The organism is Sphingobium sp. B11D3B (assembly GCF_025961735.1).
In the GTDB taxonomy this organism is placed as follows: Bacteria; Pseudomonadota; Alphaproteobacteria; order Sphingomonadales; family Sphingomonadaceae; genus Sphingobium.
Genome location: NZ_JAOQOF010000001.1, coordinates 1,039,587 through 1,064,542 on the forward strand (window position 1 = coordinate 1,039,587; position 24,956 = coordinate 1,064,542).

The window sequence follows — 24,956 nt, forward strand, 5'->3', positions numbered from 1 at the left end:
TCTGCCTGTTTCAGGCGCCGTCGAGATAGGCGGCAACGTCCGCCAGATCGACATCCTTGGCGAGATAGGTCTTGCCGATGCCACGGGCCAGCAGGAAGGGCAGGGTGCCGCTGCTCATCTTCTTGTCATGCAGCATATGCTCGACGAGCCGCGCGCCGGACGCGGACACGCCCGCATCCGCCAGCGACGCCGGCAGGCCGACGGCGCGCAGATGCGCAACGACCCGCTCTGCATCCTCGGGCGGGCATTCGCCGCGCCGCACGGAGTATCCAAAGGCTAGGGCCATGCCCGCCGCGACGCCCTCGCCATGCAGCAGTCGATCCGAAAAGCCGGTTTCCGCCTCCAGCGCATGGCCGAACGTGTGGCCAAGGTTGAGGAGCGCCCGGCGGCCGCTGGTCTCGCGCTCATCCTCGGCGACGATGGCGGCTTTGGCGGCGACGCTGCGGGCAATGGCATGGGCGCGGGCCTCGGGGTCGCCAGCCATCAGCGCCGTGCCGTTCGCCTCGCACCATGCGAAAAACTCGGCATCGTCGATCAGGCCATATTTCACCACCTCGGCGTAGCCGGCGCGCACTTCGCGCGGGCCGAGCGTGTCGAGCGTATCCGGGTCGATCAGCACCAGTGAGGGCTGATGGAAGGCGCCCAGCAGGTTCTTGCCTGCCCGGCTATTGATCGCGGTCTTGCCGCCGACCGAACTATCCACCTGGGAGAGCAAAGTGGTCGGGATCTGCACGAAGTTGCAGCCCCGCTTGACGATGGATGCCGCGAAACCGACCAGATCGCCGATCACTCCGCCGCCCAGTGCAATCACATGGTCCCGCCGTTCTATGCCATGGGCGATCATCCGGTCGGTCAGGGCTTCGAGATGCTGCCAGCTCTTGGTGGATTCGCCCGCCGGAAGCGTCACCAACTCGGCTGCCAGCCCGGCCCGCTCCAGCGCGGCCGCAAGGCGCGGCCATTGGGCCGTCGCAACATGCGTATCCGTCACGACTAGAAAGGATCGGCTGCTGGCAAAAGGCGCCAGCGCCTCGCCCGCGCGCTCCATCAGGCCTGCTTCGATGCGGACATCATAGCTGCGCTCGCCAAGGGAAACGGGGACGGTGGTCATGGGTTGAGCGCTTTCACGATCTTGTCGATGGTCGCCTCATGCGGCGAGTCCGAGCTTTTGATGTGGATGGGGGCTTGCTGATAAAAGGGCGTGCGCGCCGCAGCGAGGCTCTTGAGCACTTCGCGCGGCTCACGGCCCTTGAGCAGGGGGCGGCCATCGCGCCGGGAAACACGGTCAACGAGAATGTCGATATCGGCATCCAGCCAGACGGCCGTGGCGTGCGCGAGGATCAGCGCCCGCGTCTCGTCATTGACGAAAGCGCCGCCACCGGTGGCGACAACCTTGGGCACGCCGTCGATCAGCCGAGCGATCACGCGCCGTTCGCCATCGCGAAAGGCCGGCTCGCCATAGGTGTCGAAGATTTCCTGAATGGTCATCCCGGCCGCCCGCTCGATCTCGTCGTCGGCATCGACAAAGGGCAGGTTGAGCCGGGCTGCGAGGCGGCGGCCGATGGTGGACTTTCCCACGCCCATCAGACCCACCAGGACGATGGATGGTCCTGCGGATGACCCTGCGATGGCCTCTTCGCGATATTTATCGTTTCGCCCCATGATCTGCGCGGCTATACAGCCGCCAACGTCTGAGGCAACGGCGTTCGAACGCCATCAGGCATATGTCACTGCAACGGTAAGGCCCGATCCCCCATCATGAAACTCAGCCGCCGCGACCCTTATCAACAGTCCTATCGCTCGCGCCGTCCGCGCAATCCGCTGTCGCTGATCGGCGTCATTCTGTTGGTCGTCATCGTGCTGCTCCTCGTGCTGTCTTGGTGGAACGGCGCTGAACGACCCGTCACCGAGATCGAGCTGCCGGTTTCCGCCGAGCAACTTGCCGGTTAGGGCAGGGCAGTGCGAGGCAGACAGATTGGCTTGCTGGCGGGGTTGAGCGCGCTGGCGCTCAGCATCCCAGTGCTGGCACAGAGCGGTCCTGAATCACTGCTGCCGCCCGGATTTGGCGATGCCGCACCGACGCCCACGCCGCTGTTGCCGCCCGGCGCCGTGACCGACCGTGCCGCCAATGCCATGGCAGCCGACGAGGCGGTGAACGAGACGGCTGCCGACGAAATCGCCGAGAAATACGATTTGCCGCCGTCCGCACGCCGGTCTCTGGACCGGATCGGCCCGCTCAAGGTGGCGCAGGGCGGCCTGGGCGAAAGCGCCTTCGGGCAACGCAATGGGCAGGCCCTTGCCGGCGTAATGCGCACGATGCGCGCGCCGGTCATGTCCCGCTGGGCAAGCATTTTGATGCGCCGCGCGCTGCTCTCCCAGCTCACCACGCCGTCGGATATCAACGGCGCGGACTGGGCCGCCGAGCGCGCATGGCTGCTGCTGCGCATGGGCGAGGCGGATAATGCGCGCCTGCTGATTCAGCAGGTCGATGCCGATCAGTATAGCCGCCGGCTCTATTCCGTGGCGATGCAGGTGCAACTTGCTACCGCTGATCCCGCCGGCTTCTGCCCGCTGCTGCCACGCGCGCGGGATATGAGCGACGAGCCGGGCTGGTTCATGGCGCAGGCCATCTGCGCGTCGTTCTCGGCAGATCAGGGCACGGCGAGCGCGTTGCTCAGCCAGGCGCAGCGGCGCGGCATCGCCCGGGGCATCGATTACCGGCTTGCCGAAAAGGTGGTCGGCGCCGGGCCGAACAGCCGCCGCTCGGTGAAGATCGAGTGGGATGGCGTGAGCCAGCTTACGACATGGCGCTATGGTCTGGCCACGGCAACCAATGTCGCCATTCCGCCAGCGCTGTTCCAGACAGCCGGGCCGCAGGTGCTCGCCTGGCAGGCTCGCGCGGCCAATCTGTCGCCGATGGATCGTTTGGCCGGCGTAGGAGTCGCCTCACAGCTGGGCGTTTTCTCAGGCGCCGCAACATTGGGCTTCTTCGCTGCCTTGGCAGAGGACGAGTCCGCCGAGGCTACCGCGAATGATCGCGTCGACTGGTTGCGGACGGCCTATGGCTCGGGCGATACTGGCACGCGAATTTCCGCGATGCGCGATTTCTGGCAGGCCCAGCCGTCAGGTGGCTGGAGTGCCGGGCCGGGTGGCGTTTACTATGGCGCGTTGCCCGCTGTCGCGCGCGCGGCGGCGGCGCTGCCGGTCTACGCGGAAGCGGGCGAGGATACGCCCTGGCTGATCGCCGCCATGCTCACAGGCGGCTATGATCGGAGTGCCGCGCGCTGGCGCAGCGTGATCGAGGGGCTGGACGGTGACGCACAGCAGCGCAGCTGGGCCCTGTTGGCGACTGGCCTGCCCGATGCGGCGGTGGATCTGTCCGCAAATCGTATCGCCGCATTTGTCGACGCCGATGAGGCAGAAGACAAGTTGCGTGGTCATAGTCTCGTCGCCGTGCTGGGCGGGCTCAATCGTCTGCCCGCTGGCGAGCGGGCGCAGCTCTTGCAGGATGCCGGGGTCAACCTGTCCTCGCGGCGTCCATGGGTCCGGGCGATCGTTGCGGCGGCGGCACGTCGGGAACAGGGCACGGTAGCGCTGCTGGCGGGCGTCGGGATGCAGAGCCTCAACTGGCGCAACATGACGCCCGAGCAGCTCTATTACATCGTATCGAGCCTGAACGCTGTCGGTCTTGAGGCTTATGCGCGGATGATCGGCGCCGAGGCGATGGCCCGGCTCTGATGGCCGGTGCGGACGAGCGCGAGTCGGTCGTCGGTTCGCGCGATGCCACGCTGATCAGCCGCTATCTCACCATGATGGCGGCCGAGCGCGGCGCCTCGCGCAACACATTGCTCGCCTATCGAACCGATCTCGAAGACGCCGCGGTGCGCTGCCAGGGGTTGGCACATGCGGACGCTACCCGGCTCACCTCGCTGGCTGCATCATGGCGAGATCTCGCGACATCGACGGTCGCGCGCAAACTTTCGGCGCTACGAGGTTTCTTCGCTTTTCTGGAGGCAGAGGCGGTCCGGGCTGACAATCCCGCCGCGAGTCTGGCAAGGCCCAGCCTGCAGCGTCCGCTCCCCAAAATACTGTCTCATCAGGATGTCGATGCGATTTTTGCGGTCATCGCCGAACGGATTGCGCGCGTGCCGGTCAATCCGCTCGACCTACGGCTCGCGGCGCTGATCGAGTTGCTCTACGGTTCCGGGCTGCGTGCGACCGAAGTGGTTTCGTTGCCGGCCAAGGCCATGGCGACCGATCGCCCCTTTCTCATCCTGCGGGGTAAGGGCGGGCGCGAGCGGCTCGTGCCGATCTCCGACCGGGCGCGCGCGGCCGTGGCCGCTTGGCGGGCGCATGTGCCGGAGGACAGTGCCTGGCTCTTCCCATCAGGCAAATCCTATTTGAGCCGCGTGCGCCTCTTCCAGCTGGTGCGCGCTTTGGCCGCCGAGGCTGGTATCGATCCGGCGCGGGTTAGCCCGCATGTTCTGCGTCATGCCTTCGCGACCCATCTGCTGGAAGGGGGTGCAGACCTGCGCGCATTGCAGGCGATGCTGGGCCATGCCGACATCGCCACGACGCAGATTTACACCCATGTCGACGCCGCGCGACTGGTCGCCCTCGTTAACGCACGCCATCCGCTCGTTGACCTCAAGCGACGCGGCGTATAGCGCGCGAGCATGATCAGTTATCTCGACTTTGAGAAGCCGGTAGCGGCACTCCAGGCCCGGATCGACGAATTGCGCGAGACGGCGGACAATGATTCCATCGATATCGATGCGGAGGTCGAAAAGCTGCAGCAGCGCTCGACGGCGATGCTCGGGGATCTCTACGCGCGGTTGACGCCCTGGCAGAAGACGCAGGTCGCGCGCCATGCCCAGCGGCCGCACTTCCGCGATTTCGTCGAGGGCATGTGCAGCGACTTCATGCCGCTCGCTGGCGACCGCGCCTTTGCCGACGATCAGGCCATTCAGGGCGGCTTTGCGACCATCGAGGGCCGCAAGGTGATGCTGATCGGCCATGAGAAGGGCAATGATACCGCCAGCCGGGTGAAGCATAATTTCGGCATGGGCATGCCGGATGGCTATCGCAAGGCGATCCGGCTGATGCAGCTGGCCGATCGGTTCGGCCTGCCCGTGGTAACGCTGGTCGACACCTCAGGCGCCTTTCCCGGTGTGCAGGCCGAAGAACGCGGTCAGGCCGAGGCAATCGCGCGTGCGACCGAGGCCTGCCTCACGCTCGGCGTGCCGCTGGTGGCGGCCGTGGTCGGCGAGGGCGGATCGGGCGGCGCCGTGGCGCTGGCGTCTGCTAATCGCGTGCTGATGTTCGAACATGCGATCTATTCTGTGATCTCGCCTGAGGGTTGTGCCTCCATCCTCTGGCGGACTGCCGACAAGGCGGCGGACGCGGCGCAGGCGATGCAGGTCACCGCGCAGCAGCTCGCCAGCCTGGGGGTGATCGACCGGATCGTTCCGGAGCCGGTGGGCGGTGCTCATCGTGCGCCCGACTCGGCCATCGGGAGCCTCAAGGGCGCAATTCTGGAAGAGCTTGGTGCCCTCGCCAGCCAAGATTCGAATGTGCTGCGCACGCAGCGAGCACAGAAGTTTCTGGCCATGGGCGCCTGACAACGGGAACAGCCCAAGGCGATTTGCATTCCCTCAACGTCTGTCTATTTTCGGTTCGTCGCAAAATAGACCTGAATGAGAAGGGGAGGCCATGGGCCGCAAATATCTGATGCTGTGGTTGAGCGGCGCCCTCGTGGCAGGCTGCGCAACCACGCAATCGAGCGAGGCACAGCAGGGCGGTATCCGCACGGCGACCTCGATGAGCCAGTCCGAGCGCCAGCAGGGCGCCAAGGCGCATCCGGAGCTTCTGGCGGAATTCGGCGGGGTCTATAACGGTCCGCAGGCCACCTATGTGACCAGCGTCGGCAAACGCATCGCAGTCCAGTCGAGCCTGTCGAACCAGCAGAATGATTTTACGATCAGCCTGCTCAATTCATCGGTGAATAACGCGTTCGCGATCCCCGGCGGCTATGTCTATGTAACTCGCCAGTTGCTGGCACTCATGAATGACGAAGCCGAGCTGGCGGGCGTCCTTGGTCACGAAGTCGGCCACGTCGCAGCCCAGCACGGCCAGCGCCGCCAGAGCGCAGCCACGCGCAATTCGATCCTCGGCGTGCTGGGTCAGGTGCTGGTTGGCGCTGTTGCGGGCGATTCTGGGCTGGGCCAGCTCCTGCAACGCGGCATCGGCACGGGCACGCAATTGCTGACCCTCAAATTCTCCCGCTCGCAGGAATATGAAGCGGACGATCTGGGAATCCGATATCTCGCGAGCGCGGGCTACGACCCCAAGGCGCTGTCCTCCATGCTCGCCTCGCTGGCCGCGCAGAACACGCTCGATGGGCAGGTGCGCGGTCAGGGCACGGCGGTGCCCGAATGGGCCAGCACACACCCCGATCCCGCCTCCCGCGTTCGCCGCGCGCTCACCAATGCGCAGGCGACCCGCTCCACCAACACGCTGCGCAACCGCGACGTATTCCTCAATCAGCTGGGCGGCATGATCTACGGCGACGATCCCAAGGATGGGATTGTGCAGGGCAATCAGTTCCTGCATCCGGTGATGAAGCTCAAGTTCACGGCGCCGCAGGGCTTCTCGATCCAGAACGGCGCCAGCGCCGTGGCCGTAGTCGGCCAATCCGGTCAGGCGCAATTCTCGATGGCGCAGTTCAATGGCGATCTCGACGGCTACGTCCAGTCGGTCTTCAATCAGCTGGCAGGGCAGGGACAGGCGCCGGACATCCGCGTCCAGCGCACCACCATCAACGGCCTGCCGGTCGCGTCGGGCTCGGCCAGCATGGCCAACAGCCAGGGGACACGGCTCGACGTGACGGTGGTTGCCTATCAGTTCGGACCGTCCACGGCCTATCACTTCATTACGGTCACGCCGGCGGGGCGGGGACTGGGATCGCTCTCCACGCTGATCAACTCCGTGACGCGCATGACGGACAAGGAGGCGGCGGCGATCAAGCCGCGTCGCTTGCAACTGGTGACGGTGCGCCAGGGCGATACCGTCCAGACACTCGCCGGCCGCATGGCGTTCGACGATTACAAGGTCGAGCGGTTCCTGGTGCTGAACGGATTGTCGTCTAACACCGCCTTGTCCACCGGCAGTCGGGTCAAGATTGTGACCTACTAAGCGCCGGGCTTGATAATAAAAAACGGGTGGCAACCGCGAGGTCGCCACCCGTTCCTATGAGGGAGTCGTCGAAACTGCCTCAGGGATTGGATGGGGCGGGGGCCGGAGTCTGCGCTCCACTCGCACCGGACGTATCCAGTTTATCAGATACACCATTAAACGTGTTGCCGAGGCTTCCGCCAATGGCGCTCATGCCGGCGATGGCGGCGACGGCGATCAGGGCTGCGATCAGGCCATATTCGATGGCGGTCGCGCCCTTGTCGTTCTTGAACAACTTGCGAAGGGTCTTCATAGGATGTCTCCTCAATTCCTTGGTATCAATCACACCCGGCCACTGAATGGGGTCAGCAAGCAGGCTACCGATACGGCGGATTGATTTCCAAATTCCTAACCTAGGGCCCAGTTGTAAAAAAATGGTGGTTAATGGCTGGTCACTTCGTTCGATACTTCATTCCAGGTGCGGGTCGTCGCTGAACCAAGGTGCGATACGCCTGTGACGAGCGCCAGCACGATCAGGGAGAGGATCAACCCATATTCGACGGCAGTGGCGCCTTTTTGGGATGCGAAAAGGCTGTGGATGAAGGCCCGCACGAGGGTTTTCCTGAAAGCAGATGTCGGTCCAACGCGGTGTAAAGCGCAAGCCGTTAACAATTTGTAGGATGATCGCCCGAGCATGACCGGAATGAACCGAAGCAAACCGCCACTGGTCGTCGTCGCCGCGGCGCTGGTGGATGCGCAAGGCCGGGTGTTCGTGCAGCAGCGTCCGCACGACAAGGCCATGGGCGGCTTGTGGGAGTTTCCCGGCGGCAAGGTCGAGCCCGATGAAACCCCCGAAGCAGCGCTGATCCGCGAGCTGCGCGAAGAACTCACGATCGAGACCCAAACCGCCTGCCTCGCGCCGGCGAGCTTCGCGACCGGCATGATCGGGGAGCGTCCGCTGCTGCTTCTGCTGTACGTCTGCCGCAAATGGCAGGGCGTCGTTCAGCCGACAGAAGCGCCGGACAGCCGCTGGCTCCACACCCACCAGTTGTTCGCGCTCGACATGCCCCCCGCGGACGCCCCGCTCGTAGCGATACTGGACGCGCTGCTCTAGCGCCTAAGTCTCGGTGGCGCGGGAGGGGCGCAAAGCCTCCGCCAGCGACACCGTGGCGCTGCCACGCCTTGCAGGGCGAGGCTGGTCGGGATCGGGCGCCCATCCGCTGCCATGCAGGACTACGAAGCGTTCCCGCGTCCGCCCATCCGGGTCAGCGGCCTGCGCGAAGTGCGCCGCTGCCAGCGACAGCCCTGCGCGCGTCAGCGGCGGCGGCGGCGAGGCGAGGCACTGCGCCGCGCCCATGCCGCGCAGATCTGCCATCAGGCTGAAGATCGAGCCATAGCGCACGTCCAGACTGTCGCTATCCGCCACCGGCATGGTGAAGCCGGCACGGGCGAGCAGATCACCGAGCGCGCGGACGTCGATCTGCGGATGGATGCGCTGGGCAGGCCGCTCCCCGTCAGCCGCCAGCAGCGCCGCCTTGAGCCGCGCCAGCGATCCCGCGCCGATCATCGTCAGGAGGAGCAAACCATCGGGCCGCAACGCGCGGTGCAGCGCAATCAGCGCGCCCGGCAGGTCGTTGATCGTATCGAGCGTGCCGCAGCACAGGATGAGGTCGAAGCGTTCCGGCGGGTAGGGGAGGGCATCCTCCCGAATAATGTCGCCACCGCAGGCCTGCGCGAACCGCGCGCCCGGATCGGCCGCCGTTACCGAGCAACCCCGCGCAGCGAGGGCATCGACCAGGCGGCGGTCCGGGCAGCCGATGATGAGTGCGGACTCGAAGGCACGCGTCACGTCATCCAGTCGTTCCAGCATGGCGTCGGCCATCGCGGCGTAAAGAAAGTCATGCGCTGCGAAATTCCCGGCAGCGCGGTCGCGGCGCTGGGCCCGCAAAGCCTCGTTGAAGATCACCGGGACAGTCATGGCCGGGCTTGTGCCGACTCCCGCTGCGTGGAACAAGCCGCTTATGGCCGTTCGGACGATTTTGCAGGCTGCACTCGCACCCCTGCTCGATTATGCGCTGCCGCCGCGATGCCCCGGCTGCGGTGTCGTGGTCGGCGCGGTGGGGACGTTCTGCGCGGACTGTTGGCTGTCCATCGATTTTATCGGCGAGCCGATCTGCGCGACATGCGGGGTCGACCTGCCGGGTCCGGTCGGCGGGGACATGACGTGCGGGGCCTGCCTCTCCGTGCCACCGCCCTATGAACGCGCGCGCGCCGTCATGACCTATGGCGAGATTGCACGAACCGTGGCCCATCGCCTGAAATACGGGCGGCGGCTCAGCCTCGGGCGGGTCATGGCGGAGCATATGACGCGACTGGTCGCGCAAGACGAAGCCGCAGGATCAGCCGATCCACCCCTCTTCCTGCCCGTCCCGCTGCATCGCTGGCGACTCTGGTCACGCGGATTCAATCAGTCCGCGCTGATTGCCCGCCATATCGCCCGCCGGACCGGCGGCGTGCTGGAGCCGGAGCTTTTGCACCGCGTGAAGGCCACGCCGCCGCTCCATTTGCTGAGCCGGCGGGAGCGACAAAAGATCGTGAAAGGCGCCTTCGCGCTCGCCCCCGGAGCGGCGGCGCGTTTGGCGGGCCGCCATGTGATCCTGATCGACGATATCTGGACGACCGGGGCCACCGCGAGCGCCTGCGCGCGCGTGCTGCGGTCTGCGGGCGCGCGGCGGATCGAGGTGCTGTGCTGGACGCGGGTGGGCATGGGCGAACATTGACATTCGTTTCCATGCGCACGACATCCGGTCTTGAGACTTATCACAAGGGAAACAGCCACGCATGGCGCATGTCGAAATCTACACGCGAGCCTTTTGCGGATATTGCGCGCGGGCAACGGCGCTGCTGCGGGAGAAAGGCGTCGACTTCGAGGAATATGATCTGACCATGGGCGGCGAGAAGCGCGCCGAGATGATCGAGCGCGCCAATGGCCGCGCCACTTTTCCGCAAATCTTCATCGACGGCCAGCATATTGGCGGCAGCGATGATCTGATGGCGCTCGAACGGAGCGGCAAGCTCGACTCGTTGCTGAACGCCTGACCCAGGCTATCGCCGTGCGCGTTGCCATTTTGCAGATGAATGCCGGCATCGATCCGGTCCGCAATCGGGAGACGCTGGTCACGGCGGTGCAGGACGCTGCGGCTGATGGCGCTGCGATGCTTTTCACACCTGAAATGAGTGGCCTGCTTGATCAGGATCGCGCCCGATCAGAAGCCGCGCTGGCGACTGAGGATGAGGATGAGACGCTCCGCGCCGTCCGTGAGGCCGCGCAGGCTTCGGGCTTGTGGGTGCATCTCGGATCGCTGGCTCTGCGCGATCCGGAAACCGGCAAACGTTTCAACCGCGGCTTTGTCATCGACGCCGCCGGCGAGATCCGCGCGCGCTATGACAAGATCCACCTGTTCGACGTTGATCTGCCGAGCGGCGAGCGCTGGCGCGAGTCCAGCGTGTACCAGAGCGGCCACGAGGCGGTTCTGGTGCAAACGCCGTGGGGCGGGATCGGCCTCACGATCTGTTACGACCTGCGCTTTCCTGACCTTTTCCGTGCGCTGAGCAATGCCGGGGCGGACATCATCTCCGTGCCCGCCGCCTTCACCGTGCCGACGGGCGAGGCGCACTGGCATGTGCTGCTGCGTGCCCGCGCCATAGAATCCGCCGCCTTCGTCATTGCGAGCGCCCAATGCGGGCTGCATGAGGATGGTCGGCGGACCTACGGGCACAGTCTGGTCATCGACCCTTGGGGCACAGTACTGCTCGATGCGGGGGAGGCGTCGGGGCTGTATTTCGCGGACCTTGACCTTGATCGCATTGCCGAGGTCCGCTCGAAAATCCCGGTACTGGCTCATAGAAAGTCTATTCAGGACGTTGTTTTGTCGTGATTTCCTTCGATCTCAAATGCGGCCACCATCATGTCTTCGAAGTGTGGTTCCGGTCATCCGCAGACTACGAAACCCAGCGGGGAGGGGGGCTGTTGCTGTGTCCCACCTGCGGGGATGACAGGATCGAGAAAGCGGTGATGGCTCCCGCCGTGGCGGCCAAGGGTAACCAGAGAACATCGAGTCGCACCGATCTCGCCATGCCGGGGGGCGCGGGTGCCATTCCAGTTATGTCCAAGGCGGATGCCGAGCGGATCGGTGCGTTGATGACAGAGCTGGCTCAAGCTCAATCAGAAATGATCGGGCAATCTGAATGGGTTGGCGAACGTTTTGCGGACAAGGCCCGCGCGATGCATTATGGCGAAACGGAGAGCCGCTTGATCCATGGGACGGCCAACGTCAGGGAAACCCGCGAGATGCTGGAAGAGGGGCTGCCCGTCGCTCCATTGCTAATCCCGATCGCCCCGCCCGATCAGGTCAACTGATTGCCGCTGGAGGGTGGTGCGCCCGACAGGATTCGAACCTGTGGCCCCCAGATTAGGAATCTGATGCTCTATCCTGCTGAGCTACGGGCGCCCACTGCCCGAGTATGACCGCGAAGCGCGCCCGTCAATGCGGGAAGCTGTCAGGACCGCGCATGAGCGCCCAACGAAGGCGGCCCTCGCAAAACCGTTATGCTCTGCGATTAACCATTTCAAACCCAATATCCATCTATAAGAGGAAGCTCCCTCAGATCCCCGAATGCGGAACAGAATGACGGATATCCGGACAATCCAGCGCTCCAATGGCCAAACGTGGCGCAAAGTCAGGCTGCTGAACATCTGGCTCGATGACCTGTCAGTCGAAGAAATTGTCGCCAATCTGAATGACGATGTTCTCTTCACCGCCAATGTCGATCACCTGTATCAACTCCAGCGCAATGCCGCCTTCCGCGAAGCCTATTCGGCCGCGACCGTCATCTCTTGCGACAGCAAATATGTAAAGGCTGGCGTGGTCTTCACTGGTCGAGGCCCGATGAAGAAAGCATGCGGCTCGGACATCGTGCCGGCATACTGGCGCTACCATGCCGACAATCCCGAGGTCACGATGTTCCTGCTCGGCGCGAAGCCGGGCGTCGCTCAGGCGGCCCAGGAGCGGATCAATCGCTTGGCCGGGCGCCAAATCGTCGTGGGCGCGCATGGTCCGTCCATGAATTTCGTCGACGACCCAGCCGAGTGCGACGCAGCGATCGACATGATCAACCGCTCAGGCGCGACATGCCTGGTGGTGGGTTTGGGGGCCCCGAAGCAGGAAATCTGGATCAGTCGCCACAAACACCGCATGCCAGGCGTCAAGCTTTTCATGGGCGTAGGCGCCACAATTGACTACGAAGCGCAAGTCGTGAAGCGCGCGCCGGTATGGATGCGCAAGCTCGGTCTCGAATGGTTTCACCGCGTCGTATCCGACCCACGACGCTACGCCATGCGCTATGCCCGCAATCTGGAATTTTTCTGGCTGATCACGAAGGACAGGTTAGGGCGATATAACGGGCCGGGTATCGGTGGTCGTGATGATCAACCCACTGCTGGCTGACGGCATAGATTTAACATAATATATATTATCGAACTTGCGCCAGGGCGGTGGGGTTCGCTTCACGAGTTGGTACGCTCTGCCCCCACGCGCGCCGGGACGATCTGAACCGATCCGTTCCATTCCGTCATGCCCGCGTGTCGGGCGTCCGCTCGCTCCAAGCGGTTTCGGACAAGTGCGGTAACGTGCAGGACGAAATTCTGTCATCCTGCACGCCTGCCAAAATTATCAGGATCCGCCCTGACAGGATATGTTCAGTCCCTTCATGCTCCCGTCGAACAGGCTGCCGACCTCGGCTTTGGATATCGGAAACTCTTCCAGCGGGTCGTTCGCGAGGTCGTAATAAGCGCAGGAGGGATTGCCCGTTTCTGACTTGATATACAGCAGCTTATAGCGCTTGTTGCGGATGGCGACCTGCCGCTCCCTGTCTTTCAGAGGGATTACGGTTTCGGATATGATGAAGTCTTTCTCCTCGTCACGGACGCTGTCCTTTCCGTCGAAGAGGACAGGCGCGAGAGACACCGAGTCCAGCGGAATCATGTCCCCGGCGCGATTGGGAACCTGCTGCGGTTTGGCCACATGCGCCAGATCGAGGACGGTCGAGTAGATATCGACGACGTGAGTCAGCGCATCGCTATAGCCCGGCGTGATGTCCGGCCCCAGCATCACCAGCGGAACGCGCATGCCACTTTCATAACCGGTGCCCTTGGCCCTGCCCTTGGCCGTCAGGTACATATTGTCGATGAAATCGACCGCCGGGCGGCCATACATGGGCGTGCCGTTATCGCCCAGAATGATCACATAGGTTTCCGGGCTGAGCTTCTTGAGCTCCTTGAGGAATATCCCGAGGACCGTATCGGTCGAATTGACCCAGGACCGGTTCAGGGCCGGCGGGGAGCAGTTGCCGAGCTCGGTGGTGCCGAACTTTCCGCCACACGCCTCAATCTCGGCGCGAGACTTGGCATCGAGCGTATCTGCGTTCGGCACGAAGGATGGCTGCGGTCCTGCCGTGATATGGACCATGTTGAAGGCGAGCCAGGCGAACCACGGCTTGTCGGGCGCTTCAGCCTGGTTGCGCTTGATCCAGTTGAGCGTGTCGGCGGCCCGCACGACCGGCTCGAAACTGGTCGGCGCGATGCCTGGCAGTGAGCGGACCGGCGCCGGCTCGGTTCGCCATTCCGAGTCAGGGCTGGCAGAATCCTGCACTTGATAATCATGATGCCAGTAGTCGGTGATCGCCCCGTTTAGATTGCCTTCGAACAGCGCGAAACCGGCTTCCTTGGGCTTCAGGCCGGGATATTGGTTAAGGCCAGCCATGTGCCATTTGCCGAACACCGCGGATGTGTAGCCGGCGGCCTGCAGATCCTCCACGAAGGAATGCTGCGTTTGCGACAGCCAGTCCTCATAATCCCGCAGGCCCGTGTTGTGGGCATAGAGGCCCGTGAGCATGGATGCGCGGGTCGGTGAGCAGAAGGGCTGCGCCCAGGCGTTGGTGAAAGTGCGCCCCTCCCCCGCCAGACGATCGAGAACCGGCGTGGAGGCCGGACGCCCCTTGATCGCGCGGTAATTGGGATGATTGAGCCCGGACGGTCCGTACTGCGCCACGAGACGATCGATCATTCCAGGATACATGTCGGACACCGCGTCAACGCCCACATCGTCCAGGATGACGAGGACGATGTTCGGTCGGGCCTTGGGCGCATCTTCGGTTCGCGCGACGCCGGGTTGTGCCCACAGCATCAGCGAGAGGCCCAGCGCGCTTGTGGTGGCCTTGAAAGCGGCTGCCGAGACTTTGACGAATGTTTTCATGCGCTTGTTATCCTAGATTCGGCCAGGATAAGGGAGGCGGCAGCTGGCCGCGCGCCCCCTCCCTCTCAGTTCACTTGGCTGATTTCTCGAAGGTGACGCGGTCGATCGCGAGTTCGGACATGACCGGCTCGGCCATGTTCTCCAGCAGGGTGCGGACATTGTACCGGCCAATCACACCGCTGCCCCGCAGCGGATAATAAACTGCGACGTCCTGCGACTGCACCACCTTGCCATCTACGATCATGGCGATCGTCGCGGCGCGGGGGCCGACCTTGGGCGCGGCCGTGACCGAGATGCTGACATCATGCCGCCCAACGGAGACTGGCTCGCCCTCCAGCCGCACGCGTTCGGCTTCCCGCCCGCTCGGGTTGTAGAGATAGGTGGGGCGACCATCCTGCATGATCAGCCCCCCGCCCCCGGCCTCATCGCCGATGATCACGATTGGCCCTTTCGCATTCGTGCTCGCGGTGGTGATCGCGGCGCGCATGGTCCAGTCCATGGCGAGGGCCGGGAACGTCCCCTGCGGATAACGGGTTGGCCCAGGATAATAAGTGAACTGGTTGCGACCATCGACGAGCGAGGGCCGCTTCCCCGCCCCCACACGCCCGATCAGGTCAGCCTGGATCGGATTGACCTGATAGCGCCGTGCTGCCTCCTCAAAATCCTTCTGCAATTCGGCCAGCTTCTGGGGATGCTGAGCGGCCAAATCGCGCGACTGCGAGTAATCCTGCGTGAGGTTGTAGAGCTCCCACTTGAACGTCGACGGGTCCAGCGGGGTGGTAGACCGGTCGAAGGGCGCGCGGGGCGGCGTGGTCGAGGCCAGCCAGCCATCCTTGTAATAGGAGCGATTGCCCAGCATCTCGAAATATTGCGCGCGGCGGGTGGAGGGCGCGGTCGCATTGCCAAAGCTATAGACCATGCTGACGCCGTCGATCGGCTGCTGCTGCACGCCATCAACCTCCGCCGGCGGCACGACGCCGGCTGCCTCATAGATCGTCGGCGCGATATCGATCACATGGTGGAACTGGCTACGGACCTGCCCGGTCGCCTTGATGCGCTGGGGCCAGCTGATGACCAGCCCATCGCGCAAGCCGCCGAGATGCGAGGCGATCTGCTTGCCCCAGGGAAAGGGGGCGTTCTGCGCCCATGCCCAGCCGGCATTGTAGTTCGAGTAGCTATGCGGGGTTCCGTTCTGGTCCGATGTTTCGATCAGTTCCGCTTCGGTGGGCTCAATCCCGATCAGGCTCTGCAACTCCTGCACCGCGCCGCGCCGGCTATCCATGCTGGCGCCATTGTCGCCCTGCAGATAGATGATCATGGTGTTGTCGAGCTGGCCATTGGCCTCGATCTCGCGGATCACCCGGCCCAGCTGGTCATCGAAATAGGCAAGCTGCGCGGCCGCCACCTCCATCTGATGGGCATAGGTCCGCTTGGCCTCCGGACTGAGGCTGTCCCAGGCCGGCACCGCATCGGGCCGGGGCGTCAGAACCGCATTGGCCGGGATCGTGCCTGACTGCTTCTGCCGGTCGAAGATCTGCTGGCGCATGACATCCCAGCCCATGTCGAAACGCCCCTTGAAACGCGCGATCCATTCTGCCGGCGCCTGATGCGGCGAGTGCATGGTGCCGGGGGAGAGATAGACAAAGAAGGGATTGTCGGGCTTCTGGCTCCACTTCACCCGCAACCAGTCCACCAGATGGTTGGTCATGTCCTTGTCGAAAATGTAATCGCCATCCTTGGGGGGCTCGATGGCATTGCGGTTTTCGATCAGCTCGGGACGAAACTGGTCGCTGGCGGCGGCATTGAACCCGTAGAAATAGTCGAAGCCCATCCCGTTGGGCCAGCGATCGAAGGGGCCCATCGGCCCGGTCTCCCAGACCGGTGTATTGTGGTTCTTGCCGAAGAACGCCGTGTCATAGCCATTGTCGCGCAGCACCCGTGCGATGGTCGCCGCGCTTTTGGGCATGACAGAGGTATAGCCCGGCTCATCGATGGCGACATTGGTGATCGAGCCCGAGGCGACGGCATGGGCATTTCGACCGGTGAGGAGAGCCGCGCGGGTGGGCGAGCACATGGCGGTCGTGTGGAACTCATTGTACCGCAGGCCCCGCTTGGCAAGGGCGTCGAATGTGGGCGTCGGGATCAGGCCGCCGAAGGTGCTTGCTGACCCGAAGCCCACATCGTCGGTCATGATCAGCAGCACATTCGGCGCGCCCTTGGGGGCGCTCGGTGCCTTCGGATAATAGCGCCATTCCGGCGCTTGCGTGCGATCTGCGGGCTCTTTCGCCATCGCTGCGCCGGCGTGGGCCAGAACCAGGAGCGAGAGCGCCGTCGATCCTGCGATGCGGGCGATACGGGATTTCATGGGCATGATCGGTCTTTCCTGGTTTACCGGGCGTTCTTGCTGATCGTGACGGATGCGATGTCGCAGGTGCAGCGGCTTGCGACTGGCGCCACGGACGGGGTGTAGGAGAGCGGCGCCGTACCGGTGCGCCCGATATAGGCATCGCCACGGCCGCGGAGGGCCTGGCTTACCGTCGTGGACGCGACCTCGGCGCCGTCGACCCTGAGGCGTACGGTAGTGCCGCCTGCGGGGACGGGTTCGAAATCTACCGCAATCTTGTAACGGCCCGCTGGCAGCGCATCTCGGGGAGAAATCTCCACCGGCGTCCCGGCACTGCTGGGCTTCACGATGAAGGTGGGGCGCCCTGCGTTCAGCACCAGCGCCATGCCGCCAAAATGGTCCCCCTGCACGTAGATCGCCCCGCTGGAGCTTGGGCCCGCAGTCGATACGTCGGCGGTCACGGTCCACCCGGCCGCGATCGTCGGGAAGGCGTAGTTCGTATACCGCGTATCGCCGGGGTAGTAAGTGAAGCTGGTGCGCTGCCCGAGCAAGGACGGCCGGAACTGCGGCGCCATCCGCGTATGAAGATCGGCGTTCAGGGGGTAGACTGCGTATCGACGCGCGGCGGCGTCGAAATCCGCTTTGAGCTCTTCCAGTTTCGCGGGATGTTGGGAGGAGACATCCTCCGTCTGGGACCAGTCGCTCCGGAGGTTGTAGAGCGCCCATTTGAAATCGGCCGGCTGTGTCTTGGCCGCCCCATCCCACGGGGCCCGGCCCGGCAGGGTCGATGCCATCCAGCCATCCTTGTAATAGGCCCGGTTGCCCAGCATCTCGAAATATTGCTCGCGATGCCGCTCTGGCGCCGCCGCATCCTTGAACGTGTAGAGAAAGCTCGTCCCATCGATGGGCTGCTGCTGCACGCCGTTCACGACGTCGGGCGCGGAAACGCCTGCGGCCTCGAAAATGGTCGGCGCGACGTCGATGACATGGGTGAATTGCTGGCGGATCGCCCCGCCCTTCTTGATCCCCGCCGGCCAGCTCACCACCATCCCATCGCGCAGGCCGCCCAGATGCGATGCGACGCGCTTGCCCCACTGGAACGGCGCGTTGGTCGCCCAGGCCCAGCCGGCCGGATAAGTGCCGAAGGATTTTGGGCCACCATAGTCGCCCATCGCGGCAATCAGGTCTTGGTCGGTCGTCGGATTGCCGGCGATCACCCGGAGCAGGTCCGCACTGCCGCGCAGATCTTCCTCGCTCGCGCCGTTGTCGCCCTGGATATAGACGACCATGGTGTTGTCGAGCTGGCCGTTCCGTCGCAGCGTATCGAGCACGCGCCCGATCTGAAAATCGAAGAAAGCGAGCTGCGCGGCCGCTACTTCCATCTGCTTCGCGTACGCGCGCTGAACCTCGGGGCTGACCTGATCCCACGCCGGAATCTGCTCCGGGCGCGGAGAGAGCTGAGCGTTGGCCGGAATGATGCCCTGCCGTTTCTGCCGCTCGAACGTCTGCTGGCGCAGCACGTCCCATCCTTGATCGAACTGGCCCCTGAAGCGCGCGATCCACTCGGGCGGTGCCTGGTGCGGCGCATGCGTCGAGCCAGAGGCGAAATAGGCGAAGAAGGGATGCTCCGGCCGCAGGTTATGCTGCACGTCAATCCAGTGGATCAGCTTGTCGGCAAGATCCCGATCCAGACTGTAATCGGGGTCCTCTGGCGCCCGCACGGTGTTGCGATTCTCGATCAACGCGGGATTGAATTGATCAGCATAGGGCGCGTTGAACCCGTAGAAATAATCGAAGCCCATGCCGTTGGGCCAGTTGTCGAACGGCCCGACCGGCGTGTTTTCCCACACGGGCGTATTGTGATTTTTGCCGACGAAGCTGGTGTCATACCCGTTCAACTTGAGCACTTGGGCGATCGTCGCGGCGCTCTTGGGAATGACGGACGTGTAACCGGGCGCATCGAGGGACACATCGGCAATCGATCCGCTTCCCACCGCATGATGATTGCGCCCGGTCAGGAGTGCGGCGCGGGTCGGGGAGCACATCGCGGTCGTGTGGAAGGCATTGTAGCGCAGTCCGCTCTGCGCCAGGGCATCGAAGGCCGGTGTCGGGACGGGTCCGCCAAAGGTCGAGGCCGCGCCGAAGCCGACATCGTCAGTCATGATCAGCAGCACATTGGGTGCGTTCTTGGGAGCGACCGGCTCCTTGGGATAGGCCTGCCAAGTCTGCACCGGCTCATCGGCCGCGACGGCCGGCACCGGTTGCATGGTCAGGACCGGCAATAAGGCGACAAGGAGAGAGAGGCGGAGCTTGGCAGAGCGGGGTGACATTGGGGCAGTCCTCTTATTCTGGCTCACGCATCCCGCGCGCAGCGAACTCTCACTTTCCGGGCCGGCGCTTCTTCCGGATCGTGATCGTCAGACCCCATTGTGAATGTTCCGCCTGCGATCAGTTGCATCAGAGAAAACCTCACATGCCCTGCCGCCCGGCGCGTGTCCGGGCGGCAGGAACGGATCAGAACGCCCGCCTGACGGTGAGCGACCATTCACGCGGCGCGCCGGGCGTCCCGATGACGAGGCCGATCGGCAGGCGTGTCTTGTTCTGGTAGTAGAACTTGTCGGTGAGGTTGGTCACGGCGAGTGAGACCTTCCAATCCTCATCGGCGGACTGCCAGGTCAGTCTACCATTCAGCATCGTATAGGCCGGCACCAGGGAGGCCGGGTTATTGTCCGAATTGGTGTAGAAGGACGACTGATAGGCGAGATCGAGGCGCGGGGTCAGCGTGCCCGCGTTCCCGACGAGGATCTCATATTGCGCACCAGCGCTGACTTTCCACTCGGTCACGAAAGGCGCGATCGAATTGAGGGTGATGCCGGCAATCGTGGCGCCCGCCGCGCCCAGCTTCGTGAGCTGGAAATCGAGGTAGCTGACACTGCCGTCGAACGACAGGCCACGGAGCGGATTGACGGTCAGTTCCGCCTCGAACCCCTTGAACCGGGCGTCGCCGGCATTGGTGGGGGTCGCGTTTTGCGGTGTCAGGACAACCCCGTTCACAACGGTTGGCGCCGTGTTCGAGAAGATGATGTCCTTGTAATTGTTGATGAAGGCAGACGCATTCAACCGGACAGCGCGATTCAGCAGATCGCTCTTGAAGCCGATTTCATAGGCTTCCAGCGATTCAGGATTGAACGGCACCACCTGCTGGATGACGAACGGTCGCGGATTGACGCCACCGCCGCGGAAGCCAGTGGAATATTGCGCGAACACCATCAGATCGTCGGTTAGGCGGTAGTCGATATTGGCGCGATAATCCCAGCGCTTTCCGCTGTAACTGCCCACCGCACCGTCGATGAGGCGCTGTGCGGTATAGCTCACCTGGCTTGTGTTGAACGGGTTAAAGCGACGGAAGTTATAGTCCTTCTTGTCGTCAGTGTAGCGAATACCGCCGGTCAGGTTGAGGCGATCCGTGAGATGCGCCGTGACATGGGCAAATCCGGAAACGCTGCGGGCCGGAATGGTGTCATCCGAATAGAAGACGGAAGAGGTCGCAGCCCCCGGCGCAATGATGCTGCCGCCTTCGATATAGCTGGTGGCCTTGTAATAATAGCCGCCCAGCGTCCAATCCAGCAGCCCCGAAATGCTCGTGCCATTGAGGCGCAGTTCCTGGGTGAACTGGTGGTGGGTATTGGTGATGTTGTTGGTGTTGATGCCATAGGGCGTCGTGTCAAAATCCGTGCCATAGCGGCCGGATATGCTTTGATACGAGGTGATCGACTTCAGAGCCAGATCAGGGCCGAGCTTCCAGTCGATCGAACCAGAGACTTCCCAGGTGCGAAGACGCGTATTGGGCTGCCACACGACCGTATTGTGGCTGCCGCCGGCATCGGTGAATGCGGGCGTCGTGTAATTGGCGTAGTTTGTGTACGATTCCGGCCCGGTGATGAAAACGTTGCGGTTGGTGATGCCGGGCGTCAGCGTCGGCGCCACCGTAATCGCGAGCAGCTTGGTTGCGCTCGGCTCTGAATCGTCCACCAAACGGCTGGCCGCCACATTGACCTCGATGTCGTCACTGGCGATCCAGCGCATAGCGACACGCCCGGCGGTGTACTTCGTGCCGCCTTCCTGTCCGATCACGCAATCTTTGCCAACCGCGGCAGAGGCCGTGAACACGCCGTTAGTCGGGTAGACGCAGCCGAAATCCAGCCGGTCGAGATAACCCTTCTTGCTGCGCGTGGCGCCCGATACACGCACGAAGAGCCGGTCCGGCACGAGCGCGAAATCGCCTGCACCGCGCAAGTCGAGGCGGTCGAAGCTGCCCGTTGTGGCCTCGATGAAGCCGCCTTCGCCCGAGGGTTTCTTGGTGAAGAGCTTGACCGCGCCGCCGATGGAATTCTTACCCGCCAGCGTTCCCTGCGGCCCGCGCAGGATCTCCACGCGCTCGAGATCGAGCAGGTCCAGCTGAGACCCGAAAACCGTGCCATGATAGACATCGTCGACATAAAGGCCGACGCCCGGCTCATAAGCGAAGTTGGTATCCGCCTGTCCGACACCGCGCACATAGATCGCCGCGCCAGGGCCGAAGGCCGAGGTCGTCGGCTTCAAGACGACGTTGGGCGCGCTGTTCGTAAGATCAGTGACGGTGTTATAGCTGCGCGACTCCATCATCGCGCTATCCATCGCGGTAATGGCGATCGGCGTGTCCTGAAGACGCTGCGAGCGGAACTGGGCGGTCACCACAATATCGCCGACGCCCCCATCGGCCTCCTGCGCGCTATTGTCGATTGTGGCTTGTCCCTGTGCCATAACAGGCGTGACGGCAGATAATGCGACGGCCACGACGCTGGCCCGTACGAGTAAAGTGCGAATCTTGGACACGATTCCTCCCCCTTATAAACATTGATCCGTCCCCTCTCGCGGGCCGGTTGATCGTCAGTTCGGAGGAAAGCGCTTGAGAAGCAATGTACCGGCGGGCTATCACCGTGATAACCAATTGGTTATCGGTATGGTGTGGGTATGGCGACGACGAGACAGCTCGAGATTTTTCTGGCGGTGGTGGAGGCCGGCGGATTCCGCCGGGCTGCGGATAAGCTCGACATCAGCGAAGCCTCTGTCAGCAAGCAGATAAAAGCTCTGGAACGCGCGTGCGGCACCGCCCTCTTCGACCGCGCGGCTGGAAAATCGCCGGAACTAACCAGTGGCGGTCAGCGCACGCTGAAACTCGCGAACGAAACCCTTCAGCTTAAAAAGCAAATACAATCGCCAAAATTGAACGCAGGTATCGAAGAGGATTTGGAGTTTATAACGAGGCCATATTTCTTCGAAACATTCGTGAAGCCTAAAATAAAAATTATAAATGAAGCCGTTTATCCGAGTAAATTGCGGTTGACGATCCTTGAATCAACATCGGAGATCGTGAGCCGTCTCTCCACAAATCACAGTGCATTCTGCATCGCGAGATTATATGTGCAGCAGAATGATCAGGTGAATTTTCATTATCTCAAAAAATCTCTAGCCTCGGTCTATGTTCCTACGAACATTTATAAAATGTGCGTGGATGGAAAAATAAACATCGAAGATTTGCCTTATGTCACTCCGAGCTCCAATCACGGAGTTAACGAGATTTGCATCAAGGAAATTCAATCCCGCGAATTTAATCACAACATAATCCAGTCTCAGGTTTTTTCAGACCAGATTATTGCGGAAGCCATTGAGAGGGGCGCCAAGACGTTCCTGCTCGATCATCACGCCCGCTCTGCCGTTGAGAGTGGTGACATCGTGAAATTATCTCATGACGAAACGACGTTCTGGATTACGTTCGTCTGCAGCAAGAAAAGCTCAGATGATATTCAAAAGAGAGTTTTGAGCTCGATCAGGAAAGTCTTTGATCAGGAGATGTTCTAAGTCGGTCGGGGGCGTCGCGTTCTCATCCGTGCCGATGCTCTTCCGCACAGGCGAGATCGGCCGCTTCGGTCTGCACCGTCACATGGTGAATGGCGAAGCGCGATGCTATGGCGTTTGTCACCCCCATGCGGACGGCATCTGCCCGCCCCTCCCCGCTCAGGGTGACATGACAGGTACAGCTGATGTCGTCGTTCGACATCGACCAGACATGGAGATCATGGACACCGGCGACACCGGGCACATCAGCGATAACGCGGCGGACCTCGCCCAGATCGAGCCCCTGGGGCGTGCCTTCCAGTAGGATGTTGGTTGTATCGCGCAGGAGGACCCAGGTCCGCGGCAAGACCCACAGGCCGATCGCGATCGCCACGGCCGGGTCAATCCATGTCGCCCCGGTGAGGCGAATGGCAATGGCACCCCCGATCACGCCGATCGAGCCGATCATGTCGGCCCAGACCTCCAGATAAGCCCCTTTCACGTTGAGGCTCTTGTCCTTGCCGGCCGAGAGAAGCCGCATCGAGACGAGGTTCACGACCAGCCCGATCGCCGCCACGATCATCATGCCTAGGGATTGCGTCTCCTGCGGCACGTTGAAGCGCGAGATCGCTTCGATGAAGACGTAGATCGCGATCATGAAGAGCAGAACCGCGTTGAAAGCGGCTGCCAGAATTTCGAATCTTCGGTAGCCGAACGTCCGCTTGTCATCGGCGGGCCTGCGGCCGATGCGGATGGCTAGCAGCGCGATCCCCAGCGCTGCCACGTCCGTCAACATGTGCGCTGCGTCGGACAGCAGTGCGAGGCTGTTGAACACGAACGCGCCCACCACCTCCGCGACGAGATAGATCGAGGTGAGGATGAGTGCCAGGACCAGCATCCGGGCGCTGGCCCCGGCGGTATGATCATGGGCGTGCCCACCACCGTGATGATCATGCGCCATGTCGGACTCCTTCCATCGCCAGCTTGTGGGCATTCTCTGCCTACGCCATCCGTGCGCCGTAGCGCGCGTATAATGTCGACAGAACGAACAAGCTCAGCAAGGTTGCCGATATGGCGCCGCCAGGCCGGCCCGCCTCAACCCAAAAGAAACAGGCCGCACCAACCCAATGGTGCGGCCTGCGCTGTTTTGCTTTCGCCGCGGTGGCTCAGATCTTGAAAAGCTGCTGCGCGTTGGTGCCCAGGATCTTGTCCCGCTGCACCGGCGGCAGCGCGCTGACCCTTGCCTTCACGCCGACCATGTCCTGGATGGAGAAGGGATAGTCCGAGCCGTAGAGCACCCGGTCCTCGCCGACTTGCTTCACAAGAAATTCGAGCGTGGGCTGGTCGTAGACGATCGCGTCATACCAGAATTTGCGGAAATAGGCGCTCGGCGGCTTGTTGACGAGCCGGCGACTGGTGGTGTTCTCCCACATCTTGTCCATCCGAGCGATGAGATAGGGCAGCGTGCCGCCGCCGTGGCAGGCGATCAGCTTCAACCCTTCGAACTTGTCCATGAAGCCTGTGAGGATGAAGCGCGCATACACCAGCGCGGTGTCGCTGGTGAAGCCGATGGTGTTGGCGAGGCCGAAAGATTCCACGCCCCACTTCTTGATGTCGACCATCGGCACCGTCGGGTGGATGAACGCCGGCAGGCCGGATTCCTCCACCGCCTTCCAGACCGGATGGAAATGCTCATTGTCCGGCAACATGCCGACCATGTTGGTGAGCAGGCAGAGGCCAGCGGCTCCCATGCCGCGCACGCGCGCGAGTTCCTCGATGGCGGCATCGGGATATTGCCAGGGCAGCGAGGCCATCCATTTGATGCGGCCGGGATATTTCTTCTCCGCCGCCGCGAAGTCGTCATTCACCTCGCGCGCGGTCTGGATCGCGACCTCGCGCGTGCTCCAGAACACGTTCGGCGCCGTGAGGCTGATGATCGCGATATCGACCCCGGCCTTGTCCATGGCGGCAATGCGCATGTCGAGGTCGGTCATATCCGGCGCCAGCCGCACGATCGGCGCGCCACGATAGGAGATCGTTTCGTCCGGCTTGGTCGGGAGGAGGCTCGTGTCCGCGTCCGGGTGCTTGCGCAGCATTTCCACCCAGCGCGGGGTGAAATTGTGGGTGTGAACGTCGATGACAGGCACTTTCGCGCCGCCGCGTCGCTGTGCGCCGGCACTGCCGGCCATAGCAGCAAGGCCGAGGCCCGCCGCGCCGGTCAGAATATCTCTGCGTTCCAGGGTCATCTCTTT

General features: G+C 63.0%; 23 protein-coding genes and 1 tRNA gene. 12 read left to right on the forward strand and 12 right to left on the reverse strand.

The window, feature by feature from the left end; genetic code table 11:
• Positions 1-10: 10 nt before the first annotated feature.
• Positions 11-1,108, reverse strand: a complete 1,098-nt coding sequence (aroB, locus tag M2333_RS04945; protein WP_264570347.1) for a 3-dehydroquinate synthase — start codon at positions 1,106-1,108, stop codon at positions 11-13.
• Entirely contained in the window at positions 1,105-1,659 is a 555-nt protein-coding gene (locus tag M2333_RS04950; protein ID WP_181559714.1) for a shikimate kinase, read from the reverse strand. Before M2333_RS04950 ends, aroB begins: the two co-directional genes overlap by 4 nt.
• A gap of 96 nt (positions 1,660-1,755) precedes the next feature.
• Between M2333_RS04950 and M2333_RS04955 the strand changes: the two genes are divergently transcribed.
• The 5 genes from M2333_RS04955 (at position 1,756) to M2333_RS04975 (ending at position 7,191) form a co-directional block, all read left to right on the forward strand.
• Positions 1,756-1,947 (forward strand): hypothetical protein, encoded by a 192-nt coding sequence (locus M2333_RS04955; protein WP_181559713.1) that lies wholly within the window; start codon positions 1,756-1,758, stop codon positions 1,945-1,947.
• A 9-nt stretch (positions 1,948-1,956) separates the two neighbouring features.
• Positions 1,957-3,735, forward strand: a complete 1,779-nt coding sequence (locus M2333_RS04960; protein ID WP_264611028.1) for a hypothetical protein — start codon at positions 1,957-1,959, stop codon at positions 3,733-3,735.
• Positions 3,735-4,664, forward strand: a complete 930-nt coding sequence (locus M2333_RS04965; protein ID WP_264611029.1) for a tyrosine recombinase — start codon at positions 3,735-3,737, stop codon at positions 4,662-4,664. The genes M2333_RS04960 and M2333_RS04965 overlap by 1 nt, the downstream gene beginning before the upstream one ends.
• A 9-nt stretch (positions 4,665-4,673) precedes the next feature.
• The gene (locus M2333_RS04970) at positions 4,674-5,618 is read left to right on the forward strand and encodes an acetyl-CoA carboxylase carboxyltransferase subunit alpha (protein WP_264611030.1); all 945 of its coding nucleotides are present in this window, start codon (positions 4,674-4,676) and stop codon (positions 5,616-5,618) included.
• A gap of 91 nt (positions 5,619-5,709) precedes the next feature.
• Positions 5,710-7,191, forward strand: coding sequence for a M48 family metalloprotease (locus M2333_RS04975; protein ID WP_264611031.1), 1,482 nt, complete (start codon positions 5,710-5,712; stop codon positions 7,189-7,191).
• A 79-nt stretch (positions 7,192-7,270) separates the two neighbouring features.
• Here the strand turns inward: M2333_RS04975 and M2333_RS04980 are convergent, their stop codons facing one another.
• Positions 7,271-7,483 carry a Flp family type IVb pilin gene (locus M2333_RS04980; RefSeq protein ID WP_264611032.1) on the reverse strand — a complete coding sequence of 71 codons (213 nt, stop codon included), beginning with the start codon at positions 7,481-7,483 and terminating at the stop codon, positions 7,271-7,273.
• Between the two features lie 128 nt (positions 7,484-7,611).
• Entirely contained in the window at positions 7,612-7,782 is a 171-nt protein-coding gene (locus M2333_RS04985; protein WP_264611033.1) for a Flp family type IVb pilin, read from the reverse strand.
• 91 nt (positions 7,783-7,873) lie between these two features.
• On the opposite strand from M2333_RS04985, the gene M2333_RS04990 reads away from it, so the two are divergent.
• Positions 7,874-8,284 (forward strand): (deoxy)nucleoside triphosphate pyrophosphohydrolase, encoded by a 411-nt coding sequence (locus tag M2333_RS04990; protein WP_264611034.1) that lies wholly within the window; start codon positions 7,874-7,876, stop codon positions 8,282-8,284.
• A gap of 3 nt (positions 8,285-8,287) precedes the next feature.
• On the opposite strand, the gene M2333_RS04995 is transcribed toward M2333_RS04990, so the two are convergent.
• A complete protein-coding gene (locus M2333_RS04995; protein ID WP_264611035.1) occupies positions 8,288-9,148 on the reverse strand; it encodes a class I SAM-dependent methyltransferase in 861 nt (286 codons plus the stop codon).
• Positions 9,149-9,191: 43 nt separating this feature from the next.
• Between M2333_RS04995 and M2333_RS05000 the strand changes: the two genes are divergently transcribed.
• The 4 genes from M2333_RS05000 (at position 9,192) to M2333_RS05015 (ending at position 11,590) form a co-directional block, all read left to right on the forward strand.
• Entirely contained in the window at positions 9,192-9,950 is a 759-nt protein-coding gene (locus tag M2333_RS05000) for a ComF family protein (RefSeq protein WP_264611036.1), read from the forward strand.
• Between the two features lie 61 nt (positions 9,951-10,011).
• Positions 10,012-10,269, forward strand: a complete 258-nt coding sequence (grxC, locus tag M2333_RS05005) for a glutaredoxin 3 (RefSeq protein ID WP_264575745.1) — start codon at positions 10,012-10,014, stop codon at positions 10,267-10,269.
• Between the two features lie 14 nt (positions 10,270-10,283).
• Positions 10,284-11,108, forward strand: a complete 825-nt coding sequence (locus tag M2333_RS05010; protein WP_264611037.1) for a carbon-nitrogen hydrolase family protein — start codon at positions 10,284-10,286, stop codon at positions 11,106-11,108.
• The gene (locus M2333_RS05015) at positions 11,105-11,590 is read left to right on the forward strand and encodes a DUF1178 family protein (RefSeq protein ID WP_264594449.1); all 486 of its coding nucleotides are present in this window, start codon (positions 11,105-11,107) and stop codon (positions 11,588-11,590) included. Before M2333_RS05010 ends, M2333_RS05015 begins: the two co-directional genes overlap by 4 nt.
• A gap of 14 nt (positions 11,591-11,604) precedes the next feature.
• Here the strand turns inward: M2333_RS05015 and M2333_RS05020 are convergent.
• Positions 11,605-11,681 (reverse strand) — tRNA-Arg (locus M2333_RS05020).
• Between the two features lie 177 nt (positions 11,682-11,858).
• Between M2333_RS05020 and M2333_RS05025 the strand changes: the two genes are divergently transcribed.
• Positions 11,859-12,677 (forward strand): WecB/TagA/CpsF family glycosyltransferase, encoded by an 819-nt coding sequence (locus M2333_RS05025; protein ID WP_264611038.1) that lies wholly within the window; start codon positions 11,859-11,861, stop codon positions 12,675-12,677.
• Between the two features lie 225 nt (positions 12,678-12,902).
• Here the strand turns inward: M2333_RS05025 and M2333_RS05030 are convergent, their stop codons facing one another.
• The 4 genes from M2333_RS05030 to M2333_RS05045 all read right to left on the reverse strand — a co-directional run bounded on the left by M2333_RS05030 (position 12,903) and on the right by M2333_RS05045 (position 21,702).
• A complete protein-coding gene (locus M2333_RS05030) occupies positions 12,903-14,483 on the reverse strand; it encodes a sulfatase (RefSeq protein ID WP_264611039.1) in 1,581 nt (526 codons plus the stop codon).
• 70 nt (positions 14,484-14,553) lie between these two features.
• Positions 14,554-16,854 carry an arylsulfatase gene (locus tag M2333_RS05035; RefSeq protein WP_264611040.1) on the reverse strand — a complete coding sequence of 767 codons (2,301 nt, stop codon included), beginning with the start codon at positions 16,852-16,854 and terminating at the stop codon, positions 14,554-14,556.
• A gap of 17 nt (positions 16,855-16,871) precedes the next feature.
• Positions 16,872-19,157: an arylsulfatase gene (locus M2333_RS05040; protein ID WP_264611041.1), complete on the reverse strand. Its 2,286-nt coding sequence runs from the start codon at positions 19,155-19,157 to the stop codon at positions 16,872-16,874.
• Positions 19,158-19,341: 184 nt separating this feature from the next.
• A complete protein-coding gene (locus tag M2333_RS05045; protein WP_264611042.1) occupies positions 19,342-21,702 on the reverse strand; it encodes a TonB-dependent receptor in 2,361 nt (786 codons plus the stop codon).
• A 138-nt stretch (positions 21,703-21,840) separates the two neighbouring features.
• Here M2333_RS05045 and M2333_RS05050 point away from each other — a divergent pair, with 138 nt between their 5' ends.
• Positions 21,841-22,728 carry a LysR family transcriptional regulator gene (locus M2333_RS05050; RefSeq protein WP_264611043.1) on the forward strand — a complete coding sequence of 296 codons (888 nt, stop codon included), beginning with the start codon at positions 21,841-21,843 and terminating at the stop codon, positions 22,726-22,728.
• A 22-nt stretch (positions 22,729-22,750) separates the two neighbouring features.
• Here M2333_RS05050 and M2333_RS05055 read toward each other — a convergent pair whose 3' ends face one another.
• Entirely contained in the window at positions 22,751-23,665 is a 915-nt protein-coding gene (locus M2333_RS05055; RefSeq protein ID WP_264611044.1) for a cation diffusion facilitator family transporter, read from the reverse strand.
• Positions 23,666-23,870: 205 nt separating this feature from the next.
• A complete protein-coding gene (locus M2333_RS05060) occupies positions 23,871-24,950 on the reverse strand; it encodes an amidohydrolase family protein (protein WP_264611045.1) in 1,080 nt (359 codons plus the stop codon).
• Positions 24,951-24,956: the final 6 nt, after the last annotated feature.